The organism is Enterobacter cloacae complex sp. 418I7, from assembly GCF_050030705.1.
Lineage (GTDB): Bacteria > Pseudomonadota > Gammaproteobacteria > Enterobacterales > Enterobacteriaceae > Enterobacter > Enterobacter intestinihominis.
Genome location: NZ_JBLGUU010000001.1, coordinates 1505775 through 1526626, shown reverse-complemented (window position 1 = coordinate 1526626; position 20852 = coordinate 1505775). Strand labels below are relative to the sequence as shown.

The window sequence follows — 20852 nt, the reverse complement described above, 5'->3', positions numbered from 1 at the left end:
GGCAACCCGAGGGTTGCCGTTTGCTTTTACAGAGCCGTCCAGGCTTCAGCCCAAGCCAGGCCTGCACCCGGCTCATAGTACGTCGGCGCACTGTTACACCAGCCGCTGTACGGGAACGGTTTGCACTGGAACAATTTACCGTGGTTGTTCACGATATCACCGGCGTTGTACTTGCTGTTCGCGCTCCATGCCGGGTAAGACGTATCTTCTCCGGATGGCGTTGCCGCTTTCGCTTTCACGTTCAGCAGGTAAGACGTGGTGCTGCTCAGCTCGCCATCGCTGACGGTCAGGCTCACTTCATACTGCTGCGCCGTTGCAGACTCAGGCGCCTTAAAGGTCACCACCGCTTTATCTTCGCCGGTCACGGTCTGGCCATCCTGAGAACGCCAGGTATAGGTCAGCTTGTTGCCGTCTGCGTCGGTAGAGCCTTCCGCGCTCAGAGAAACCTGCGCGCCCGCTTCAACGGCACCGATTGAGCCCGCAATCTGCGCAACCGGCGCGTGGTTCACCGCGACAGGTTCAACCGGAGTTTCATCCGGAACTGGCGCTGGCGTTGGGGCCGGCGTAACATCTTCAGAAGGTGTTGGCGTTGGCGTGACCGGGGTTTCGTCCGGCGTCACCGAGGAACCGTCGTCATTCACGATATTCACGTTATAGAACTTCTGCACGCACTTGCTGTAGTCGCCCTCTTTGAACGCGCTGAACGGTGTCTGATAGCCCACCAGCTGGCAAGAGTAAGTCTTGCCGTCCGGGGTATCCGCGCTCCATCCCCAGTCCTGTTCCCAGTAAATCTTCAGGGCGCCTGCGCCACCTTCGTCAAACTGCTTCATGTTGGCGCAACCCAACACTTCGTTCGCCGGAACAGGGACTTTCAGGTAGTTCGCAAATTCTTTGTAATACTTGATACGGTTCTGAGACTGCGCAATTTCAGTCGGGCCGCCGCACTCAACGCCACCGTTGATGATCTGGGTTGTTACACCGAAGCCCGGGACCAGGCCGTTGGCTTTATCGTGATCGTTCGGCTGCCATGTACCGTCGATCACCTGCAACATGCTTGGTTTTGGCGGCTGTGGATAGGCGAAGAAGAAGATAGCACTGGCCAGGTTCAGCCAGGTGTCCGCCACCAGCTCAGGTTTATCGAGCAGGGTACGCACGTCGCCGTACATCGCTTCAGAGAATGGACCGTAGTTGTAGTTGTAGGACAACTGTTTCGCACCGCGTCCGAAATAGCTCAGGAAATCGCCGTCTTTGTCTTTACCGCAAGGCCAGGTCTGTCCCTGCCAGACGTCCGGGTTACATTCGCCGTTATAGCCGCCCTTCTGCCCTTCGCTCCAGCCCATTTCACGCACGTGGACCAGCGCCTGACGCCATTCGGCTTCCGGACGCCAGCTTTCGTGGCCGCCGGTTTCCTGGGCAAAGTGGGCAAACATGGTCGCCAGCTCTTTGCGGCAGATAGCGTCGCTGTCACGACCGTCGTTGTAGGTCTTACACCGCGCCGGGAATTTACCCACGGCTTTCAGGAAGTTGCTGTAGGTATAAGCCTGTGCACGCAGCGGGAAGAGATATTCCCAGTCGCTGGCTTTCACAATCCCTTCAACGCGTTTGACGTTGTCCGGGTTCGCCGCGCGGCCTGGCTCAATCAGTTCGACCTGCGCGTTGTCCAGGGTCTGAATAGTCTCTTTAACGGAGGCCATCAGCGGGAAGTTAGTGAGCTCATGCTCTTTCTTCGCCAGATCGCTGGCTTTCATGGTGTACGGCTCGCCGGTGGTCGCCTGCAAAGAGGCGGCCTGCGCCATAAAAGGTGCAACGCAAGCACCAGCAACAAGTACACTCAGTAACGTCCTTTTGTTCATTTCAGTTTTCCTGTTCGTTTCAAATTAAATGTTAATATCCCGGCTTAGGTATTATTCCGTTAATACATAAACCACATTCAGCTGTTTTCACTTTTCGAAGAACACCTTCAGGAATTCTTCAAAAATAAAAAACGTTAATCGCGTGCTGCTAATTTTAATTGCTGATATTTAGCCCAGACCTTATGGGCATATTTCATCCGCTGCGGATAATTCTCTTTCTTCAACCCGGCGTTATAAGCGCCTACCGCTTCCCAGTTATAGCCATATACTCTTATCATTCCGGAGAGAATGGAGGCACCCACCATGATGGAGGTACACGGCTCGGTCATTAAGCGATACTCATCGATGCCTCTGCTTTCCAGCGCGGTAAAATGCGAGCTGTTGATTTGCATCAGCCCGACATCCCGCGTGCCATCGCGGTTTTTCCCAACCGCGTACGGATTCATACCGGATTCCACATTCGCTATCGCGTACAGTAAATAAGGGTCGACATGATAATAACGCGCCGCTTTATCCCAACAGTTTGCCAGAGCACCCTGGCTTATTATTAATAACAACAAAATGAGCTTTTTCATTTTTACCTGCTGACTTTATTGGTTATTTCTCCTTAGAAACATCCTGTAAAATGAATTTTTAATTACTCCCCCTCAGAAGGGGGGAGTAATTAATGGGTTAGATTATTTGCAATCTGTTGATGCGCCTTCTTTTACCCATACGTCGCTATTTGCTGGGTTATCACCACGGGTCCACCATTTCGCACGGTAAACGTTACCTTCATAGGTGGTGGTGTCGCCGCCGTTGTAGACCAGGTCAGAACGCCAGTTCATCTTCACGTTGCTTACCAGCTCCCACGCGTCCATACCGAAGCCAGGCTGATTGCCCTGAGTCCAGTATTTCGCTTTCCACACGAGGTGGTCGAAGCTTACGGTATCGCCGTTGTTATAGATTTTGCTCGCGTCCCACGCAGCGTATTTGCTGGCGTTGGCATCGACAGGTGCGTCGCAGCTGCCGGCGGTATCATCAGCTGGCGGGGTTACGTCGTCAGCCGGAGGGGTTACGTCGTCAGCCGGTGGTGTGACGTCATCGGCAGGAGGCGTTACCTCGTCAGCTGGCTTAGGCTCCACCGTCACCTGCACGTCAGACTGCACGCTGGTTTTACCGTCCGTCACAATAACGCTCAGGGTGTAGGAAGAGGTATTGTGCACTTCTGGCGCAGTGATGCGAACGTTCGCCGAATCAGTGCCGGTCGCGTTCATATCAGCCGGTACGCTCCAGCTGTAGGTCAGCGCGTCACCATCAGGATCGGATGCCTGTGCGTGCAGAGAAATTGCTTCACCGGACTGAACGGTAACGGCTTCCATAGCATTGATTACCGGCGCCTGGTTGGCTTTAGGCGCTTTATTCACAACCTGGACGTCAACAGCATTGCTCAGCCCTTTAGCGTCGGTTACGGTCAAACGGAAGACCAGGTTCTGGTCGCTTGTCACAGCCGGAACGCTAAAGCTGGCTTTTGCTTTGGTGCTATTGGCGATGGTCACAGAAGGGCCTGAAACCTGCGTCCATTTATAGGTCAGCGCATCGTCGTCCTGGTCGCTGGAAGCAGAGCCATCCAGGGTCACGGTTGCAGGACCGGTGACATTTTGATCGGCAGCTGAAGCCACTGGCGCATGGTTAGTCTCAACAGGCAGATCCGGGATGGAACTTCCGCCCAGCAGGCTTTCGTTCATGGCGTTCAGGATATCGCCGTTATCAGACTCGATAGACCATGCGAACAGTCCGCCCAGGTTTTTGTTCAGTACGTATTTGCCTTTCGCCATAACGGAACGGGCGTTATCGTACGTCACCAGCTCACCGGTGGACTTGTTGAACACGTACGGCGCTTCAGCCGCTTCGTCATATTTGTATTCCCAGCCCGGTTTGCCCAGCATCTGGTTGACGATTTGACGATAGTCAACGATACCGTTTTCCCATGTCCCTTTAATTGGTCCGGTTGCGGTGCCGGTAAATGGATTATCGCCGGTATAACCATGAACGCCGGTCCAGCCGCGGCCATACATACCTGCGCCTACCACGATCTTGCCTGGCTTAACGCCCTGCTCCAGCATCGCTTTTACCGCGTTATCGGTGGTGTAGTTAGTGTCTGGTTTCCAGGAAGCACCGTACAGGGCGGTCTGGTGGCCCAGATCGGTATTGCTCCAGGCACCGTAGAAGTCGTAGCTCATCAGGAAGATATGGTCGAGGTACTGCTGCGTGGTGTTATAGTCCACGTCTTCGATCTTATCTTTACCGGCACCGATTGCAGTAGTCAGCTCGTAGGTACGACCGGTTTCCGCAGACAGTTCATTCAGCATCTGACGCAGGTCGTGCATCAGCGCGGTGTAGGTGGCTTTATCGGTCTGAGGATTGCCGAGTTTGGCGTTTTCACCGCCGCCGCCCGGGAATTCCCAGTCAATATCCACGCCGTCAAACACTTTCCAGGTGGTCAGGAAGTCTTTTACCGACGCCACGAAACGGTCACGCAGTACTTTGTTATCCATCTGATAGAACGGATCGGACAGGGTCCAGCCACCAATGGATGGCAGAATTTTCAGGTCAGGATGGGCTTTTTTCATCGCCATCAGCTGCCCATAGTTACCTTTGTAGGGATCGTCCCAGTTGCTTACGCCTTTCTGCGGTTTCTGCAACGCAGCCCATGGATCGTGAATGGCCACGGTGTAGTCCTGACGGCCAGCACAGGCGCGTTTCAGGGATTCCAGTGCACCTGAAGATTTGGCGCTGTCGTTAATACCGTCGCCGCCGCAAATTGGAATAAAGCCATACAGCAGGTGGTTAATGTTCGCGACCGGGATCTTATCCGCAGAGAAGTTTCGATCGTAAACGCCCCACTCAGGGAAATAGGCACCGACGACTTTATCGGTATGCTGAGCGAAAGCTTTGTTATTTTCCAGCAGCGGCGTATTCAGCGGCAGCAAATGGCTTCCGTCGGTATCCGCCACGATAATCAGTTTGCTTGCGCTTTTGGTACAACCGCTGTCGTTACACAGTTCGACCTGTTCCTGATAGCGGCCCCCTTTTTTGACTTTGAAGGTCGCAGAACCCGCCGCGCTGCCCGCGCCGGTCCAGACGGTCTTGCCGTCCAGCAGCACTTTTGCAGACGTTGGGGCGTCACCGCTCCAGACGTTCCATTCCACTTTTACATCAACACCCTCTTTATGCACTTTGATGAGGTTGTTGTAATCCTGTGCCGCCTGATCCACTTCTACCAGCGCAAATTTATCATTGCCCGATGTAATAGAAGGCGTACCCGGCGCAGCTGCAAATGCGGAGCTGGTGGCCGCCGCAATAAAGAGCGCCAGATATTTTGGTTTCATAAATTTCATTTTTATTTCCTGATAAATTTATTTATAACGTAATAACCCATGCCTTCCGTGAGATCATGGATGCGTTTCGCGTAATGCGTATTTAACCAACGTGAGTGCCGTGAACAAAAAATTGTTGCTGCGCTGTATTCCTCCATAAAAAGATACAAGCCAAATCCCGTGTAGCTTATATCTCCTACGATACACCGAGTGTAAAGAGTCGTCCTTCTCTCCCAGCATCAAAAAGATTTATAAAAAACCTTGACCAGTATATTTAAAATATGAAAGCAAACTGCTGACTAATAAACACCACGATTCCAGAAAAGGCGAGGTAAGGACCAAAAGAAATAGTGAGGTTATTTTTATTTAAATTATTGACGGCGAAATAACCGACAATACCGCTTAACGCTGCCGCCAGTTCAATGGAGGGTAATGCCTGCCAGCCGCACCAGGCGCCCAGCGCCGCCAGTAGCTTAAAATCCCCGTAACCCAGCCCTTCTCGTCCGGCGATCAGACGAAAAGCCCAGTAGAGCAGCCAGAGCGACAGATAGCCCGCCACCGCGCCAAACAGCGCATCGCGTAGCGGCAATGTGTGGTCAATAGCATGGAGCACTAACCCCGCCCACAGCAGCGGCTGGGTCAGGCAGTCCGGCAACAACTGATGCTGCCAGTCGATCATGGCCAGCGGCAGTAAAAAAGCCGCCAGTAACCACAAAGAGAACAGCGCCTGAACGTCCGGCATGCACCAGGCCGTGATGCCAAAAAACAGCGCGGAGAACAGTTCCACCATAAAGAGTCGCAGCGGGATCGCGCTGCCGCACTGGTGGCAGCGCCCCCGTAATAACAGCCAACTGAGCAGCGGGATATTTTCCCATGCAGCAAGCGTGTGCTGACACACCGGGCAGTGCGAGGCAGGAAAGAGCAGATTGCCGCTCCCCTCCTCATCCATCACCATTCCCGGTACGCGCTCGGCAACAACGCCGAGAAAACTGCCCATAATCCCGCCCAGGATAGCACTCATCATCGGGAAACCGAGCGGACAGGCCTCCCGCATCAGCGTGAAGGTATTCATGCGCTTTTTGACCAGGTAAGCTGCACCTGTGCTTTCACATCGCTGAGGTGGTCAACCGGCGTGAGGTTTATTTTTTGCAATGTCACGCCGGAGGTCTGATTAATTTCACGCAGCCAGCTTTTTAATTCATATACATTTACCCGATTCACCACGAACGATAAAGTTTGCCCCTCCTGGCGCACATCCGTCAGTGAAAGATTAATTTCATGAGCGCTGTTCTCGACCACCGTACGCGGATTATTCGTTTTAACTAACTGGACCTGAAGATGATTTTTATCAATTTCACTGCGCATCCAGTTGAGCGTCTCTTTTTGTCTTTTAAGCGTCGATTTACTATTTTGGATCATATTATCCAGGGGAATTACTCCTGTGTAATACACCGCAGCCCCCACAATGGCAACGGCACATATTTTTAAAATGATTTTTTCCCGAGCGCTGTAATTCTGATAGCGTGATTTCAGCTGCGCGATTCGCTCTTTCATTTATGTTTCCCTGCGATCATGGCGGTATACGGTTCGGTTGTTGAAACAGGTTGTAAGGTAAAATCAAAATTCTCACTGGTCTGGTTCACAAACGCCTGCAACGCGGGCTGGCTTTGCGCGCTAACGCTCAGCGTCAGGGTGTTTTGCTGCGCATCGTATTCCAGCAGATCGATCTCCATCGCAGGGACTGACTGCCGGGCTTTCTCCAGCTCCTCAAGCTGAAGAAAGAACCCCTTGCTCTGTTTTTTCAGGCTTTGGCCAAAGTGATATTTGATATTGGTCTGCTGGCGCATGCTGGGGAAATGGTGCTGATAAACCTGAACGATCTCCTGCTGAACCCGATTTTCCTGCTGCACCAGCATCCAGGCCATCGCAATGCGCGGCCCCAGCAGCAGACCAACGGACAGCAGGCCCGCCGCTATCATCGCTGCTTTCATGCTTTTTGCGGCCTGGCCATGACCGGCCTTAAGGCTGAATTCACCGTGAAGCAGATTCACACGACAGGTTTTCCACTGCGGCTGGATCAGCACCAGCGGGTGCTGCCAGGCATGCTGTACGTCAACGTGAACGTCCGCGGGCGCGTCGCCGTAGCAACACACTTCCCGGTCTCCGGCTTTCTGCATCAACAGCGGCAGCAGGGTTCCCTCCATTTCACCCGCCACGTGGGGAGATAAACGCAGCCAGTAGCCTTTATCCTGTGCGACCAGCGTGCTGCCCCCTGCCGCCACGGGCAGCAGCCAGGCATCAGGCAGGGCCTGAATCACGTTTAATCCGGCCTCGTGACAGCGGGTCAATGCCGCACGCAGGCGGTCGGCGTCAATGGCAACGGCGTCGACGTCAGCGCCTTTTTTGTAGAGCACTGTCCAGTGGAGGTTGTCCACGTCGCCAATCAGCGTCTCTTCCGCCATCCACGAGAAGGCCATCGCCTGAGAAGCCACCTTTTTCGGCAGCGTGAAATGGCGGAAAATCATGTCGCTGGCGGGCAGCAGGAGACAAACGCGTGTAGCCAGCGGGTGTTCGGCCAGCATCTCCAGGCTGTCGAGCACCTCGACGCGCTCGCTGCCAGACTCACAGCACATTATTTTCCCGCCCTCGCGGCTGTCGGGGCGAACAAAAAGTACCTGTTTCATAACGTTCTACTTTTCTTATTCAATCATTCGGTAACGACGCTGCCACGTCACGATCTCACCGGCTTCGTTATTCATCTGAAGCTGGCTGACCACGCGAAGCGTTAATTCATCGGTATTGCCGCTGTAATTCACGCGGAAGTACCGGCTGTTTATAGAAAATTGATCTGCCACCTGCGGGAGATCGTCTTTTAACTGCGGGAAGGTCTGCTCCAGCGCTTTGCTGAACGCGTCCATATTTTCCCAGCCCGATTCCGGACGTGTATCCAGCAGACGAACCGCGTCATCCTGCGTGAATTTTCCCGGAAACATGGCCGCCAGCACCATGGCCTGTTCCGGTTGCAGGGTGTTAACGTCCACCTTGCTGGCGGCGTCCGGCAGCGCGCATAACAGCTTGCTCACCTTCGGATATGCCGTAACCGGGAACGCTGGCAGCAGTTTGATCTCCGCGATGCTGCGCATCATCTGGTTTGCCGGTTGCCGGGCGGGCACGACGCCAGCCCACGCATCGCTTTCGGCACCCTCTTTCGCCGTGGTGCTGTCACCATCGAGATAATCCACCAGCTGGAAATAGACCGCCTCCGCCGTGCCCGGACTGAGCCCGCTTTCCGTCAGGAGTTGTTCAACAATCCGCTCTTTACGCGGTTTTTCCGCCACCGCGGGAGCGCTTTGCCCCTGGGGCGCGACGTCGGCGGTCAACAGGTTATTGACGTTAAAGCAGTCCTGAGCGTCTTCCACCTGGCTCACGACCGTGTAGTCTTCTCCCTGCGTCTCCAGCGGCTGATGCCAGTCGCCATCCAGCGCCAGCGGCTTGCTCTCGCCGCTGGCATCGGTCTGTAACCTGTCCTTCACCACTTTTTCCTGGGCCTGCATCGCCCAGCGCAGCTGCTGCTGGCTTATCTGATAATGCGTTTTCTGCAAATTACGGCAGAACTGCTGGCTGATTTTGGCGGCCAGCGCCGACATCATCACCAGCAAAATCAGCACCACCAGCAGGGCGACGCCCTTTTGTTGACGGATTCGGTTCATGGTCTGGTCTCCGGCGAAGGCGCAGGGGTTGCGTCCGGAGTCGTCGCAGGCGCGTCGGCGGCTTTCTCTGGGGCAGCGGCAGCGGCCACCTCCGGCATATCCCCCGGCGTGGTGAACACCCAGCGCCAGGTATCCCCGTTTTCCATCGTCATCGTAACCTCCACGCCGTCCGGCAGATGGGCGGCGTCGTGCCAGGCTGTCTGCCAGCCCTGACGATAAAACCGCCACTGCAATGCTTTTACGCCGCTGACAATCGGCACTTCGTCAGGCTTAACGTCCACCGGGCCGTCAATGACCGGCCAGACGTCGCGGTACAAACGCCCCTCTTCCAGCCGCCAGCGCACGCGCTCCAGCTGGACCGTTCCGCTCACGCCATTCAGGGTGGTCAGTTCAAGGGCATCGCCCTCCTGACGGAACAGATCTGGCTCATTACGCGGCGCTCGCGCCTGTAGCTGGAAAAAGTCGCGCTCCATCAGACTCCAGCCGCGCTGAAGCTGGTTGAGCTTAGCGGCGCTGGCATCGGTGGCCGAGCTGGTACGCATCGCGCCGTCCAGAATTTGCCAGGCCAGGGTGCTGATTACCGCGAAAATAGTCAGCGCAATCATGATCTCCAGCAGGGTAAATCCGCGCTGGCGTCGCGTTTTCTTCACTTGCTCTCTCCCGGCGGAATGATGTGCAGGGAAATAACCGGCTGGCTCTCATCGCCTTCCGCATAGACGCGAATGGAGTTCGCCCAGCCGTTGTCGGCGGTTTTCACCCGCTGCTTACGCCAGTTCCAGCTGCGCCCGCCCATGATTTCCGTCCCCTGCTGCTCAGCATCCGGGAAGTCGGTTTTGGTGAGTTGCGCTTCCGCCAGCTGATTTTCCGCCACCCAACTGGCCTGCAAGGTATCGGCCAGACCATGGGTAAAACGCACGTTCAGGGAGACCGAGTTCATTAGCGCCAGCGCGGCGGTGGAGAAAATCACCAGCGCGACCATCACCTCCAGCAGCGTCATCCCCTTTTGCTTTGTGTTGTCGTTAGCCATCGTTTTCTACCGATACCGGCGCCGCACCCTGCGACACCACGCGGAAATGGTGCTGTTTGTCGTAACTTTGCAGCGTCAGCGTAAAGCGGCTGATTTCACCGTCCGGTAAAAAGATCACCTGTGGCTCGGACGCCACCGTCGCGGCCAGGCGCTGCGGCGAGAGCGACACGTGCATCTCTTCCGGAAAATCACCTTTGGTGGTAATACGTCCGGCAGATAATGGCACCCAGTGACGCTCGCCATTTTTATCCGCGATCGTCACCAGCTGATATTTATCAGTGGCGATCACCAGCCCGACAATATTTCCGTCCATCACCGCACGGTCTGAACCATAATCAACGAGCGCTTTTAATTGCTGGCCAAATATATCCGCGCCGCTGCGCGAAGGAATGGTGGACACCACCATCATGGCGCAGCTGGCAAATATAACCAGCGCCAGAATAATTTCCAGCAACGTAAAGCCGCGTTGATTTTTCATTACTTCTCGTTCTTATCCAGAGACCAGTTGGTAATGTCATCGGCAGTATTCGCTTCGCCGTCCGGACCCGCAGAGAAAATGTCCACCGCACCGTGTTCACCTGGGCTGACCAGAATATAATCGCTGCCCCATGGATCCTGCGGCAGGCGGCGAATATAGCCATCCGTGCGATAGCCGTTCGGGATTGGTGCGATTTCCGGCTTCGTCACCAGCGCCTGCAAACCCTGCTCTGTGGTCGGGTAGCGGTGGTTGTCCAGCTTATACATATCCAGCGAGCCTTCGAGCGCGACAATATCGCTGGTCGCCTTTTGCGTATCCGCTTTTTCTTTATTACCCATTAAGTTTGGCACTACCATACTCGCCAGAACGCCAAGAATAACAATCACCACCATTAATTCGAGCAATGTGAAGCCCGCCTGGCGAGCCAGGTTTTTACGTTTTAGAGCCATGATTTAACCTACCATATTATTAAGTTGCAGAAGCGGTTGTAATATTGAAAGAACGATGAATAAAACAATCGTCGCCATGGATACCACCAGCGCCGGTTCAAATACCGACAGCGTTAATGTAATTCGATGCTGTAATGCCGATTCCTGATTTTCTGCAGCGCGATCCATTAAATTACCTAATTCCCCGCTCTCTTCACCGGAGGCAATCATATACAGCATGGTTGGCGGGAATAATTTCGCCTGTTCCAGCGCCGCATACAGCGACGCCCCCTGACGTACGGTATCGGCGGCCTGCTCAAGCACCTGACGGGCATAGAGATTTTCAATACCGTCCATCGCGATATACATCCCCTCCAGCAGCGGCACGCTGCTGGCCTGCAAAATGCTCAGGGTACGGATATAGCGGGCGCTGTTGATGGCGCACACCAGCTTTTTAATCGGCGAGCCGTTCACCAGCCAGCTGTGCCAGCGAAAACGGTTTTTCACGTTTCGCACCCAGGTTTTGAAGCCGACGAACGCCCCCGCCAGGCTGCCGACAATACAGATACCCCAGGCTTGCAGGAAATCACTTACCGCAATCAGCGTCCGGGTGGTGATCGGCAGTTGCTGTTTCATGTGGGTAAACTGCTCAATCACCTGCGGCACCACCGCCACCAGCAGAATGCCGATCACCGCGATAGCGACCACGGTGAGGGTAATCGGGTAGACCATCGCCTGCGTCAGCTTGCTTTTCATCTTCTGGCGCTGCTCGTTGTACTCCGCCAGCTTCTCCAGCACGTCGCCCAGATGGCCGGTCTTCTCACCGGCCATCACCAGCGTGCAGTAGAGTTTGTCGAAGGTGCGTGGAAACTGGCTAAAGGCGTCGAACAGCGTATGCCCCTCGACCACCTTCTCGCGGATCTCCATCACCATCGCCGCCAGCTTTTTATCTTCCGTCTGCTTAGAGATCGCCTTCAGCGCACTTTCCAGCGGCAGCGCGGCGTTCACCAGCGTCGAAAGCTGGCGGGTAAACATCGACAGCACCGGGGTAGAGAGCTTCGCCCCGGTTTTCGCTTTCCCGCCTGTCGCCGTTTCGCGGGTTTCGGTGATACTCACGGGCATCAGCTTTTGCTCGCGAAGCCACTGGCGAACCTGCTTCTGTCCCTCGGCCTGTAACGTCCCGCGCTGGGTTTTTCCCGCGGCACTCGTCGCCGTCCAGGCGTAGAAAGCCATTACGCATCCCCCCCACGCTCGGCGGTGACGCGCATGACTTCTTCCAGAGACGTCACGCCGCTAATCACCTTCAGCAGCCCGTTTTCACGCAGGCTGTAGGCCTGCTTAAAGAGCTGCGTTTCTATGGACATTTCGTCCTTATCTTCATGGATGGCGCGGCGCATGGTACTGTCCACCACCAGAAACTCATGAATACCGGCGCGGCCCTGATAGCCGCTCTGACGGCAGTGTTCACACCCCACCGCGCGATAAATCGCTTTTGGCGGCGCGTCCATAAAGCTGAACAACGCTTTTTCATTGGCATCCAGCGGACTGGTGGTCCGGCAGTGCGTACACAGCCGACGCACCAGACGCTGGGCAATGACACCGAGCAGCGATGAACCGATTAAAAACGACTCCAGCCCCATATCCCGCAGACGGGTTATCGCCCCTGCGGCACTGTTGGTATGCAGCGTCGACATCACCAGGTGACCGGTCAGCGACGCCTGCACCGCGATCTGGGCGGTCTCACCGTCGCGAATTTCCCCGATCATCACCACGTCCGGATCCTGACGCAGAATCGCGCGCAGCCCGCGGGCAAAGGTCATGTCCACGCGCGGGTTAACCTGCGTCTGCCCCACGCCTTCCAGCTCGTATTCGATCGGGTCTTCCACGGTCAGAATGTTGCGCTCGTGACCGTTCAGCGCCGAAAGAATGGCGTACAGCGTGGTACTTTTACCGGAACCCGTCGGGCCGGTAACGAGGATGATCCCGTGCGGGCGGTCAATCAGCCCTTTCAGCTTCTCCAGCTCTTCATCAATCAGCCCAAGCTTGTTGATGTCGGGCTTGAGATTGCTTTTATCGAGCAGGCGCATGACCACGCGCTCGCCGTACTGAGACGGAATGGTCGACACACGCACGTCGATGGCCTTACGGCCAATGCGCAGGGAGATACGTCCATCCTGGGGGAGACGTTTCTCGGCGATGTCGAGTTTCGACATCACCTTAATACGCGACACCAGCAGCGGCGCGAGCTTACGCGCCGGTTGCAACACCGGGCGCAGCACGCCGTCAACACGAAAGCGGATGCTCAGCGTGCGCTCGAAGGTTTCGATATGAATATCCGACGCGCCGTCCTTCACCGCCTCGCCGAGAATGGCGTTGATCAGGCGGATCACCGGTGAGTTTTCGTCGTTATCGAGCAGATCTTCGTTATCCGGGATCTCCTCGGTTAAGGCCATCAGATCGATATCCGCGTCCATGTCGTCCACCAGTTGCTGCGACACGCCGCTGCTCTGCTGCCAGATTTTGGCCAGCATCTCGTCAAACGCTTCCGGCGTCACAGTGACGGGGATGAAAGCACGGCCCAGCACCCGGCGCACCTCCAGCAGAGCATGCGCAGGAGTGTCGTCCCGGATATAGACATCATTGTTGTAAAACAGAACGCCGTTATCTTTTGCGTAGCTGCTGCTACACAGTGTTTTACTCAGTTCGTCCACGTTACCCCTCCGCGCTATTCTTTAAACGGATTGCGCGTGGCGCTGGTTTTCACCGGTGCGGCGCCAGTGCTTGCAGAGGGAAACGCGGGCAGGACGGCGTTGTCAGTCGGCTCAACAATACCGAGCTTTTTCTCCTCCACTCGCTGCATCTGGCGCACCCGGATCTGGTCATATTTCTCTTTCGAGGCCGCGCTGTAGTTGTCGTCGTCACGCAGGACGGTGGTATGAATAAACACCATCAGGTTGCGTTTGGAAGTATCCTGCGAGGTGTAGCGGAACAGCTGACCGACCAGCGGGATATCGCCGAGCAGGGGCACTTTGGACACGGACTGTTTGGTCACATTTTCCATCAGACCGCCAAGCACCACCGTCTGGCCACTGTGGACCATCACTTCGTTATTAATCGTGCGCGTGTTGAAGGTTGGGCCGAGGCTGGAGTCTTCCGTCGCGCTGTTGTCGACACTCGACACTTCCTGCTCAATCTTCAGATGGATCATGTCGCCATCGTTAATCTGCGGCACAATCTTCAGCTTGGTCCCTACGGTTTTACGCTCAACCGAGTTAAAGACGTTGTCGCCGCTGGTGGTTTGCGAACCGGAAAGCACCGGCACATCCTGACCGACGTTGAACGACGCTTCTTTGTTATCCAGCGTGACCACGCTTGGCGTGGAGAGGATGTCATTTTTGCCGTCAGTGGAAAGCGCGGTCACCAGCGCACCGAAGTCACCGTTAAAGAAGCCGGTCGCAAGGCCAGTGAAACTTGCCCCTTTCATGGTGCCATTTTTAATCTGGCTGATTGGCAGGCCGGTGGAGCCAAACTGCACCCCGCCGTGCTTGCTGGTCCACTGCACGCCAAGATCCAGGCCGTTACCGTCCTGCACTTCGGCAATGATCGCTTCCACCAGCACCTGCGGACGGCGAATATCCAGCTTGTCGATCACTTTCTCGAGGGAGTTCATCACGTTAGGCTGTGCGGTGATCACCAGGGAGTTGGTTGACTCGTCGGCGGTAATATTCAGATCGGTTGAGGCGCTCGCGGATTTCGCTTTGGCCGCACCCGGCTTGTCTTTCAGCTGCTCACCAATCCCGGTGAGAACCGGCACCACTTTGGTGGCGCTGGCATACTTGAGGTAGAAGACGCGGGTATTGCCCTCGTTATTCTGCTCACGATCCAGCTGATGAATAAGGGAACGGGTGCGCGCCCGCGCATCTTCCGCGCCGCTGATCACCAGGCTGTTGGTTTCGTCATCCGCGACGACTTTAGTCGCCAGCTGCGGCGCGTTCTGCCCTTTCTGTTCTTCATTGTTGAGGTTATTCAACATCTCCGAGAGTTCTTTGGCGGACGCAAAGCGCAGCGGGATGATTTCGCGACGCTGGATGCCGTCTTTATCGACGCGCTGCACCAGATCCACCAGCCGGTTCACCACCGAGGCTTTACCGGTTAACAGCAGGACGTTGGACGGCTCAAAGTGGACCACGTTCCCGATACCGGTGGCATCGTTGAGCTGACGCAGCAGCGGGGCCAGCTCACGAACAGGCACGTTTTCCATGCGCACCACGCGGGTGATGATCTCGTCACCTTTGCCCGGATTTTTGCTGTCTGCCAGCGGCGCACCTGCGGTACGCGCCACGCTTGAGCGCACCACTTTGACCATGCCGTTGTCCATCGGGATCACCGACAGGCCGTAGAGATCCAGCACGCTCAGAAAGAATTGATAGTACTCATCTTCCGTCAGCACGTTGTAGGTTCGGACCGAGACGGTTCCCTGGACGGACGGATCGACCAGAATGGTTTTATTGAGATTTCGGCCTACCGTATCGATAAACTCGCGAATATCAGTATTTTTAAAACTCGCGCTAAAGTTAGCTGCAAGCAGCGAACTGGAATATAACGACAGTGCGGTCAGCGCCACGCACGCCCAGGGAATTTTTTTCATGTCTGCACACTTTTTAATTGTTTAGAACATTAATCCGAATATTTTCAAGGTGAGCGTGACGTCGTACGATGACCTCCGCTTCTTTCATTTTTGACCAGTTGGCAATAATGCTTTTCGCTTTTGCTTCATCGGTCATATCGACAGAGTTAACCTGAACCGCCACATCGCCTTTTACCAGACCTGACTGGCTGTAAAAGGCGGAGGCATTCCTTGGGTTTATCCTGTAGCCTTCCAGTCGGCCCTTTTCAATTATGGGTTTTAACACCAGATAATCATCAAGATGCACACTCTCTGCGCCAACATCTTTTGTCGATTTCGTTACCGGGCCGCTATCCACGCCACCCTTAAAATAGTCCGGTTTATTTAATGCCAGAACCTGCGTAGTACCTTCATAATTAACCACCACATTATCTTTGTTTATTTCCTGAATAAATGCGTCGTTAAATCCAGAGAGAGGTTCACCCTCACGGTAGCTTCTCTGACCGCCTGGCGTTTTGATGACAGCAAAGGAGAGCCAGGCGTCATCGCTGTTCACAATACCTTCGATTTCAGCTGCCAGCGGGGCTTTCACCGCACCCGGTAAGATTTCCTGACGCACGGCTGCCGTAAATAGCGAAAAGGATTTCTCTTCGCGCGTTTTTTTCAGCGGCTGTTGATCGGCATTAGCCAACTTATTCATAACTTTTTTATAATCTTTAAAGGTGAGATACCCTTGCTGGCCGCAAAAGATCAGCAGCACAAACATAATACAAGGCGTTATCCACCGTGAAAGAAATGAGAACCTCATTTTTTATCCGGCCTATAGCAAAGCAAAAATAAGCAGCGTCATACTGCGCCAATATGGATGAAAATAGTAATAAGCTGGTGCAAATGCGACCACTGACTTCGCCGCTAACTTTCATAAAGAAAAATATTGACCGTATAAAATCCAAATGTTAGACGCTGCCAGCAGGATATTTTTACCCTGTTTGCAAATTGACCGTTCAGGGGCGTTACCTTACTTTCTGATGCTGTTGCTATTCCTAATCAGAGACGGTAAGTCGTTATGTATCAGAGCCACTTTAATTTTAAAAATCCGCCATTCAGATCGATCACCCGTTTATCCGGGGATTTTCTGGTGCCTTATCATCAGGATGTGTTCAACCTGTTGAAAGAGAAAACCCAGCAGGCGGGAATTATCGGGCTCTTTTGCGACGACGCCCCGCTTCTGGGTCACTTCAGCGATGCGCTAAAAACCCGCCACAGTAACGTCCTTGTTATCAATGCGTTTCCCAAACTGAGTGCCAGTAGCCTGCTGTACAAGCTCAATCCGGTAACGAAAGAGAGCAAGAATCGCCTGCAGGCGGTGGATGCCATCCTGCGCCAGTGGCACGAGGGAAAAGCGAAAACCAGAGTGCTGGTGATTTCACACGCCGAAGCCATGAAAGAGAGCTGCCGTGAAGTCCTGGGTACGCTGCTCACGCGAGCCCAGGAGCTGAACTTCCGGCTCTCCGTGGTGCTGACGGGCACTGCGGATCAGGAAATCCTGCTTAAGCAACCTGAACTGCGCGAATATACACACACTCGTCATGTCCTGCGCCCCCTGACCTGCCGCGAATTCCTGGGCTATGTGCAGGCGCAATGCGAAGAACACGGCTGTGAAAATTCGCCGTTAACGCCGGCCCGCGTGCGCAAAATGCACACGTTGACCAAAGGCAACATCAGCAAACTTAACGAACTGGCGCACCTGTCAATGCTCGCCGCCTGGACGGAACGCGCGTCGCAGGTCAGCCCGCGTCATTTACGCCTGGCGGCGGGAGAGATCCTGCCCGCGAAAAAACACGGTAAGCGTCTGGCAACCGTGGGGCTGTTCGCATCGGTGCTGTTTGCCGCCTGCGGCTGGTATTTAACCTCATCCATCAGCGGGCATCTTCCCATCCAGCTGCCGGTCCCCGTCAGCTGGAAACAGCCGACGCGAAAAACGGAGGCGCCCGTGGTGCCGGTTATCGACAATGAAATGGTTAATCAGCCGGATGCGATGCACCAGCTCTATCTGATGTGGGGATATGACGCCTCGGCCGAAGATGCGCTGTGCCAGAATGCCGCTAAAGTGAACCTGATGTGTAAACAGGGGAACGCGTCGCCGGAGACGCTGGCGCAGGAAGGGTATCCGTGGGTCAGTGAACTGAAAACCAGCGGTCACCTTAACTATGCGGTGGTCGCCAGGGTCGGAGATACATCAATTGACCTGTTAATGAATAACCGGACCTGGCAGGTGAGCCGAAGCTGGTTTAACCGGCATGCGACCGGCAACTTCACCCAGTTGCACCGCCTGACACCGGAAGGAAAAGACGCGATCGGCGCGGCCAGCGACAGCAAAGACATGGCCTGGCTCGATCAGCAGTTAAGCCTGGCGCTGAACCAGCCCGAAACGCATGCCCGGATCTGGACCGCTGAGATGATGAAACGCACCCGTGAGTTTCAGCAAAAAATGCATCTGCACGTGGATGGCATCCCCGGCGAAGAAACGCTGATGCAGCTGATGCGCGTAACCAACAGCACGCCGAGCGTACTGATTCAGGCCACCCGCACTACCCCGGACGCAAAAATGCAGGAGAAGAAAGCCTAATGTCGACCATCTGCCTTGCGGCCCAGCGCAGCTATACAACCGGGGAAGCGGTCTGGTTTTCGTACCGCCTCCCCAGCCTGAAAAACGTATTCGGCAAAACAGCATTATGGATGGTCGGCCTTTGCGCCATGCTGGTTGTCGGCCTGTATATGCATGTCTACTGGAACATGCGCCACCCGGCGCCTGAACCGGTCAACGCCAGCGTTGCCAAACCGGAAACCCAGCTTTCGGAGATGCACTACGTGTATGTGAGTAAACCGTTCCCGCATCCGCAGCCTAAAGCTGCGCCAGTGCCTGTTGATGTTCCACCGATGCAGGATCTGCCGATCATCAGTGATGATGCCGACTGGCAGCAGGCGCCCGACGGCGCGGTGCCGCAAGGCCCCTCGCGGGATACCCTACCCGGAACTGAGGCGCATGAGCACTATACCGCCCCCGCCAGCACGAGCAGTGAAGAGTCATCATTAACGGAATTATTTAAACAGGCATTAAAAGAGCAGGAGCAGGATTATTCTCAAGGAAAAATTCCCGCACCGCCGGTTGACGAAACGCAGAATAATTCACAAGCAAGTGTTAAAAACAGTGAAAACAGCCGTTCCCCTTTCAGTGATAAAGGAGACCGGCGGGAGTAGGCATTAATATTTTTCAGGCAGTGCGGTGAGGTTAAGCAGTCGACCTTTTTCCACCACAATATATTGACCTTTTTTCAGATCGGAGAGGATTTTAATAATGGTGCTACGTGCCAGGTTAGTGTATTCCTGAATGTAATCATAAACGTTAATATCACGCTGATGCTGTACAATCAGGTCGTTGATCTCATATAAAAATTCACGAACAACAGAATATGCGCTGCGAGCGACCAGAATATCATCGCGCTTGCTCATCAGGCATATGTACCAGGAAAGCACTTTTGTCAGTTCAGGCCACAGATTTTTCTCGGTCATCAGCTGGGCGAAGACCTCTTTCTTGATCGAGCGAACAACTGTATTCGACCGAACAAGGCCGTACATATGGGTGGCGTTGTAATACATCGACGACAGGCCGAAAATGCATTGCCCGGTAACGGTGAACAAGCACAGTTCGTCAGAGTCACGTCGAAATTCGACTTCGCCGCTGACAATAATATGAATTAAACCGGAATCAGCAGTGGAAATCTTCTGCCATTTTTTTAACGTTCTTTCTTCAACGCATGAGGTTGCAGAAATAATCTTTTCCATTTCATGTTGCGGACGTAATTTTTTTCCATAGATGCTTAACATTGTTATACCCGTTTTAAGATGTGATTTTAAAAAAACATGGCAACGGCATTCATACCGAACCATAAATATTTTCCTGATGAAAAACTCAAGAATAAAAAAAAGAGTAAAGTTTTTTATTCGCTAAATTGCTTAGCGTGCTATGTGTCCATCTTAAATCCGAATAATTTTAAGTCAATTAACTAAAAATGAAATGAGATTGTACTTAGGATTAATCTAATAGAAACTTGCGGAAATATACTCATTTGGGGGTAAGCCAAAGGTTTACCCCTGCCCGTATTTCTCTAAAAGTGCTTCGGCAATCGCCATGGTTTCAACATCCGCTACGCCATTCCATAACTGCGGACGGAAATGCATCTGGAACACCATGATGATGCGTTTTTGCTGTGCAGGCGTGCTGTTTTCTGGCACCTCGTAACCGTAGCGCGCCAGCAGATCGAGCAGTGCTGCGGTATCAACCTGCTGATAATGCGGTCGCCCGTTGATATAAAAATTTACCCGTGCCGGTTCGGGCCAGGCTCCGATGCCCTGCTGCGCCAGCTCGCGCCACGGAAACTGCGGGCCAGGGTCGTCTTTACGCTGCGGGGCGATATCCGAATGGGCCACAACGTTCTGCGGTTTAATGTCGTAGCGGGCGATGATGTCTCTGGCAAGCGGGATCAGCGCCGCAATTTGCCCCGGTTCGAAGGGGGTAAAGGTTTTCACGCCATCGGTTTTCCGCCAGCCGCGGTTTTCCAGCTCAATGCCGACGGAGGTATCATTTATGCGGTTGGTCCCACGCCAAAAGCTAATACCTGCATGCCAGGCCAGCTCGCTCTCCGGCACCAGCTGCCAGATACGCGGTTTGCCCTGCGGAGCTGGGGGCTTTGCGGGGATGAGATAGTGAGAGCTGACGTTTTTATCGGTCAAGGTCGCAAGCGAGGTGTCGAAATCATCGGCGGTGTAATGGATCACCAGCACCTTTATGCGCGGGTAGGCCGCCTGCGCCTGATGGCGCGTATCAAGTTCGTACGCGCCTTTATCAACAATGCCCTCTTCCGAGGCGCATCCTGCCAGCAATAATGCCAGCAGGAGGGTTGAGAGCGAACGCTTCATCGACGGGTTTTCACCGCCGTGCCGCTTACGCTCACCATCAGCATGCTGGCATCTTTCCCGACCGTTTCGTAGTCGATATCAATGCCCACCACCGCATCCGCGCCCAACGCTTTGGCCTGCTCGCCCAGCTCCTTAAACGCAATGTCACGCGCTTTACGCAGTTCTTTCTCGTAGGCACCGGAGCGCCCGCCGACGATATCCCGAATGCCGGCAAAGAAGTCCCGGAAGATGTTGGCGCCCAGAATCGCCTCACCGGTGACCACGCCGCAGTACTCGGTAATGGGTTGACCTTCCAGGGTTGGTGTTGTTGAAAATTGCATACTTCCTCTCCGTCTTTAGCGTTCAATGCGTTAGCAACTGCATTATCGGTTCGTTACGCTATGATTGAAA

20 protein-coding genes are annotated in these 20852 nt (G+C 54.4%); 2 read left to right on the top strand and 18 right to left on the bottom strand.

The window, feature by feature from the left end:
• Positions 1–26: 26 nt before the first annotated feature.
• From ACQG0S_RS07280 to gspC, 15 genes are all read right to left on the bottom strand, one after another.
• Entirely contained in the window at positions 27–1853 is a 1827-nt protein-coding gene (locus ACQG0S_RS07280; RefSeq protein ID WP_426750159.1) for a glycoside hydrolase family 19 protein, read from the bottom strand.
• Between the two features lie 134 nt (positions 1854–1987).
• Positions 1988–2428 carry a type III secretion system invasion protein IagB gene (iagB, locus tag ACQG0S_RS07275; RefSeq protein WP_023299704.1) on the bottom strand — a complete coding sequence of 147 codons (441 nt, stop codon included), beginning with the start codon at positions 2426–2428 and terminating at the stop codon, positions 1988–1990.
• Positions 2429–2530: 102 nt separating this feature from the next.
• Positions 2531–5233, bottom strand: a complete 2703-nt coding sequence (locus tag ACQG0S_RS07270; protein WP_023299703.1) for a glycosyl hydrolase family 18 protein — start codon at positions 5231–5233, stop codon at positions 2531–2533.
• A gap of 253 nt (positions 5234–5486) precedes the next feature.
• Positions 5487–6284 carry a prepilin peptidase gene (locus ACQG0S_RS07265; RefSeq protein ID WP_169441026.1) on the bottom strand — a complete coding sequence of 266 codons (798 nt, stop codon included), beginning with the start codon at positions 6282–6284 and terminating at the stop codon, positions 5487–5489.
• Positions 6281–6766, bottom strand: coding sequence for a type II secretion system protein GspM (gene gspM / locus ACQG0S_RS07260; RefSeq protein ID WP_022647595.1), 486 nt, complete (start codon positions 6764–6766; stop codon positions 6281–6283). Before gspM ends, ACQG0S_RS07265 begins: the two co-directional genes overlap by 4 nt.
• Entirely contained in the window at positions 6763–7896 is a 1134-nt protein-coding gene (gene gspL, locus ACQG0S_RS07255) for a type II secretion system protein GspL (protein WP_063152058.1), read from the bottom strand. Before gspL ends, gspM begins: the two co-directional genes overlap by 4 nt.
• A gap of 15 nt (positions 7897–7911) precedes the next feature.
• The gene (gspK, locus tag ACQG0S_RS07250) at positions 7912–8922 is read right to left on the bottom strand and encodes a type II secretion system minor pseudopilin GspK (RefSeq protein ID WP_169441024.1); all 1011 of its coding nucleotides are present in this window, start codon (positions 8920–8922) and stop codon (positions 7912–7914) included.
• The gene (gene gspJ, locus ACQG0S_RS07245) at positions 8919–9572 is read right to left on the bottom strand and encodes a type II secretion system minor pseudopilin GspJ (RefSeq protein WP_169441022.1); all 654 of its coding nucleotides are present in this window, start codon (positions 9570–9572) and stop codon (positions 8919–8921) included. The genes gspK and gspJ overlap by 4 nt, the downstream gene beginning before the upstream one ends.
• Positions 9569–9949, bottom strand: coding sequence for a type II secretion system minor pseudopilin GspI (gspI, locus tag ACQG0S_RS07240; RefSeq protein WP_022647591.1), 381 nt, complete (start codon positions 9947–9949; stop codon positions 9569–9571). The genes gspJ and gspI overlap by 4 nt, the downstream gene beginning before the upstream one ends.
• Positions 9942–10427 (bottom strand): type II secretion system minor pseudopilin GspH, encoded by a 486-nt coding sequence (gspH, locus tag ACQG0S_RS07235; protein ID WP_023299697.1) that lies wholly within the window; start codon positions 10425–10427, stop codon positions 9942–9944. The genes gspI and gspH overlap by 8 nt, the downstream gene beginning before the upstream one ends.
• The gene (gene gspG, locus ACQG0S_RS07230) at positions 10427–10876 is read right to left on the bottom strand and encodes a type II secretion system major pseudopilin GspG (protein WP_038415752.1); all 450 of its coding nucleotides are present in this window, start codon (positions 10874–10876) and stop codon (positions 10427–10429) included. Before gspG ends, gspH begins: the two co-directional genes overlap by 1 nt.
• A 3-nt stretch (positions 10877–10879) precedes the next feature.
• Entirely contained in the window at positions 10880–12088 is a 1209-nt protein-coding gene (gene gspF, locus ACQG0S_RS07225; RefSeq protein WP_155024278.1) for a type II secretion system inner membrane protein GspF, read from the bottom strand.
• Positions 12088–13566 (bottom strand): type II secretion system ATPase GspE, encoded by a 1479-nt coding sequence (gene gspE / locus ACQG0S_RS07220; RefSeq protein ID WP_058676879.1) that lies wholly within the window; start codon positions 13564–13566, stop codon positions 12088–12090. The genes gspF and gspE overlap by 1 nt, the downstream gene beginning before the upstream one ends.
• A gap of 14 nt (positions 13567–13580) precedes the next feature.
• Entirely contained in the window at positions 13581–15503 is a 1923-nt protein-coding gene (gspD, locus tag ACQG0S_RS07215; RefSeq protein ID WP_023299693.1) for a type II secretion system secretin GspD, read from the bottom strand.
• 13 nt (positions 15504–15516) lie between these two features.
• A complete protein-coding gene (gene gspC / locus ACQG0S_RS07210) occupies positions 15517–16248 on the bottom strand; it encodes a type II secretion system protein GspC (protein ID WP_032671003.1) in 732 nt (243 codons plus the stop codon).
• A gap of 300 nt (positions 16249–16548) precedes the next feature.
• Between gspC and ACQG0S_RS07205 the strand changes: the two genes are divergently transcribed.
• Both ACQG0S_RS07205 and ACQG0S_RS07200 read left to right on the top strand, forming a co-directional pair.
• Positions 16549–18111: an ExeA family protein gene (locus ACQG0S_RS07205; RefSeq protein WP_048966122.1), complete on the top strand. Its 1563-nt coding sequence runs from the start codon at positions 16549–16551 to the stop codon at positions 18109–18111.
• Entirely contained in the window at positions 18111–18743 is a 633-nt protein-coding gene (locus tag ACQG0S_RS07200; protein ID WP_426750154.1) for a hypothetical protein, read from the top strand. Before ACQG0S_RS07205 ends, ACQG0S_RS07200 begins: the two co-directional genes overlap by 1 nt.
• A gap of 3 nt (positions 18744–18746) precedes the next feature.
• Here ACQG0S_RS07200 and ACQG0S_RS07195 read toward each other — a convergent pair whose 3' ends face one another.
• From ACQG0S_RS07195 to ACQG0S_RS07185, 3 genes are all read right to left on the bottom strand, one after another.
• Positions 18747–19370: a helix-turn-helix domain-containing protein gene (locus tag ACQG0S_RS07195; protein ID WP_022647582.1), complete on the bottom strand. Its 624-nt coding sequence runs from the start codon at positions 19368–19370 to the stop codon at positions 18747–18749.
• 261 nt (positions 19371–19631) lie between these two features.
• Entirely contained in the window at positions 19632–20462 is an 831-nt protein-coding gene (locus ACQG0S_RS07190) for an N-acetylmuramoyl-L-alanine amidase (RefSeq protein ID WP_046618480.1), read from the bottom strand.
• Positions 20459–20782 carry a heavy metal-binding domain-containing protein gene (locus ACQG0S_RS07185; protein WP_003858361.1) on the bottom strand — a complete coding sequence of 108 codons (324 nt, stop codon included), beginning with the start codon at positions 20780–20782 and terminating at the stop codon, positions 20459–20461. The genes ACQG0S_RS07190 and ACQG0S_RS07185 overlap by 4 nt, the downstream gene beginning before the upstream one ends.
• Positions 20783–20852: the final 70 nt, after the last annotated feature.